Here is a 3,243-nt window from a genome sequence, read left to right on the forward strand (position 1 = left end):
CGTGTGTTGTTTCAGATATTGCACAGTGGACGCGTAGCTTCTTTGTGGTAAGTCCTCGGCCTATTAGTACCAGTCACCTGCATCGGTTACCCGACTTCCAGTTCTGGCCTATCAACCCGGTGGTCTGCCGGGGGCCTTACCCCCTCGAGGGGGTGAGAAACCTCATCTTGGAACAGGCTTCCCGCTTAGATGCTTTCAGCGGTTATCCCTTCCGAACGTAGCCAACCAGCGGTGCTCCTGGTGGAACAACTGGCACACCAGAGGTTCGTCCGTCCCGGTCCTCTCGTACTAGGGACAGCCTTCCTCAAGTTTCTTACGCGCGCGGCGGATAGAGACCGAACTGTCTCACGACGTTCTAAACCCAGCTCGCGTGCCGCTTTAATGGGCGAACAGCCCAACCCTTGGGACCTACTCCAGCCCCAGGATGCGACGAGCCGACATCGAGGTGCCAAACCATCCCGTCGATATGGACTCTTGGGGAAGATCAGCCTGTTATCCCCGGGGTACCTTTTATCCGTTGAGCGACACCGCTTCCACTTGCCGGTGCCGGATCACTAGTCCCGACTTTCGTCCCTGCTCGACTTGTCAGTCTCACAGTCAAGCTCCCTTGTGCACTTGCACTCGACACCTGATTGCCAACCAGGCTGAGGGAACCTTTGGGCGCCTCCGTTACATTTTAGGAGGCAACCGCCCCAGTTAAACTACCCACCAGGCACTGTCCCTGAACCAGATCATGGTCCGAGGTTGAGGTATCCAATACGATCAGAGTGGTATTTCAACAACGACTCCACAGTAACTGGCGTCACCGCTTCACAGTCTCCCACCTATCCTACACAAACCGAACCGAACACCAATACCAAGCTGTAGTGAAGGTCCCGGGGTCTTTTCGTCCTGCCGCGCGTAACGAGCATCTTTACTCGTAATGCAATTTCGCCGAGTCTATGGTTGAGACAGCTGAGAAGTCGTTACGCCATTCGTGCAGGTCGGAACTTACCCGACAAGGAATTTCGCTACCTTAGGATGGTTATAGTTACCACCGCCGTTTACTGGGGCTTAAATTCTCAGCTTCGCCATTGCTGGCTAACCGGTCCTCTTAACCTTCCAGCACCGGGCAGGCGTCAGTCCGTATACATCGTCTTACGACTTCGCACGGACCTGTGTTTTTAGTAAACAGTCGCTTCTCACTGGTCTCTGCGGCCCCACCCAGCTCAGGAAGTAAATTCCGTCACCGGACAAGGCCCCCCTTCTCCCGAAGTTACGGGGGCATTTTGCCGAGTTCCTTAACCATAGTTATCTCGATCGCCTTAGTATTCTCTACCTGACCACCTGTGTCGGTTTGGGGTACGGGCCGTGTAACAACTCACTAGAGGCTTTTCTCGGCAGCATAGGATCACTGAATTCGCCTCAATCGGCTACGCATCACCTCTCAGGCTTGTATGAACGGCGGATTTGCCTACCGTTCGCCCTACAGGCTTACACCAGTACAACCACTGACTGGCCCAGCTACCTTCCTGCGTCACCCCATCGCTTGGCTACTACCAGATCAGGTCCCACGCATCCACCACACGCCTCACTCTCGAAAGAGATCGGTCATGTGGATTCAGGGTGGTTAGTGTCACTGATTCACCATGGGCGCGGTTACACGGGTACGGGAATATCAACCCGTTGTCCATCGGCTACGCCTGTCGGCCTCGTCTTAGGTCCCGACTCACCCTGGGCGGATTAACCTGGCCCAGGAACCCTTGGTCATTCGGCGGACGAGTTTCTCACTCGTCTTTCGCTACTCATGCCTGCATTCTCACTCGCGCAGCCTCCACACCTGGATCACTCCGATGCTTCCATGGCTGCACGACGCTCCCCTACCCACCCACACACCTGCACACAAATCCGCAGACTTGCATGGGGCTGTTGTGTGAGTGCCGCAGCTTCGGTGGTGTACTTGAGCCCCGCTACATTGTCGGCGCAGGATCACTTGACCAGTGAGCTATTACGCACTCTTTCAAGGGTGGCTGCTTCTAAGCCAACCTCCTGGTTGTCTTCGCGACCCCACATCCTTTTCCACTTAGTACACGCTTAGGGACCTTAGCTGGCGATCTGGGCTGTTTCCCTCTCGACTACGAACCTTATCGCCCGCAGTCTCACTGCCACGCTCTCACTCACCGGCATTCGGAGTTTGGCTGATTTCGGTAAGCTTGTAGGCCCCCTAGACCATCCAGTAGCTCTACCTCCGGTGAGAAACACGTGACGCTGCACCTAAATGCATTTCGGGGAGAACCAGCTATCACGGAGTTTGATTGGCCTTTCACCCCTACCCACAACTCATCCCCTCAGTTTTCAACCTAAGTGGGTTCGGTCCTCCACGACGTCTTACCGTCGCTTCAACCTGGCCATGGGTAGATCACTCCGCTTCGGGTCTAGAACACGCCACTACACACCTCACGGTGATACGCCCTATTCGGACTCGCTTTCGCTACGGCTACCCCACACGGGTTAACCTCGCGACATGCCACTAACTCGCAGGCTCATTCTTCAAAAGGCACGCCATCACCAGCAACAGTAAACTGTTCACCAGCTTTGACGGATTGTAAGCGCACGGTTTCAGGTACTATTTCACTCCCCTCCCGGGGTACTTTTCACCTTTCCCTCACGGTACTAGTCCGCTATCGGTCACCAGGGAGTATTCAGGCTTATCGGGTGGTCCCGACAGATTCACAGCAGATTTCACGGGCCCGCTGCTACTTGGGTATTCACAACGACAGTTGCAGTGTTTTCGTCTACGGGACTCTCACCCTCTACGACAGGCCGTTCCAGACCACTTCGACTAACACCACAATTTCTCACTGTCGGCCGATCCGGCAGAATCGACAATGCAAACCCCACAACCCTCCATACGCAACCCCTGCCGGGTATCACACGCACAAAGTTTGGCCTCATCCGCTTTCGCTCGCCACTACTCACGGAATCACTGTTGTTTTCTCTTCCTGTGGGTACTGAGATGTTTCACTTCCCCACGTTCCCTCCACACACCCTATATATTCAGGTGCAGGTAACACGACATCACTCGTGCTGGGTTTCCCCATTCGGACACCCTCGGATCACAGCTCGGTTGACAGCTCCCCGAGGCTTATCGCAGCCTCCTACGTCCTTCATCGGCTCCTGGTGCCAAGGCATCCACCGTACGCTCTTCATTACTTACAACAAAGATGCTCGCGTCCACTGTGCAATTCTCAAACAACACACACA

General features: G+C 55.0%; 1 rRNA gene. It reads right to left on the minus strand.

From position 1 onward, the window contains the following. Positions 1 to 43: 43 nt before the first annotated feature. Positions 44 to 3,198, minus strand: a 23S ribosomal RNA gene (locus tag AB0362_RS26445). Between the last annotated feature and the right edge of the window lie 45 nt (positions 3,199 to 3,243).

The organism is Rhodococcus sp. NPDC079359 (assembly GCF_040702585.1).
Lineage (GTDB): Bacteria > Actinomycetota > Actinomycetes > Mycobacteriales > Mycobacteriaceae > Rhodococcoides.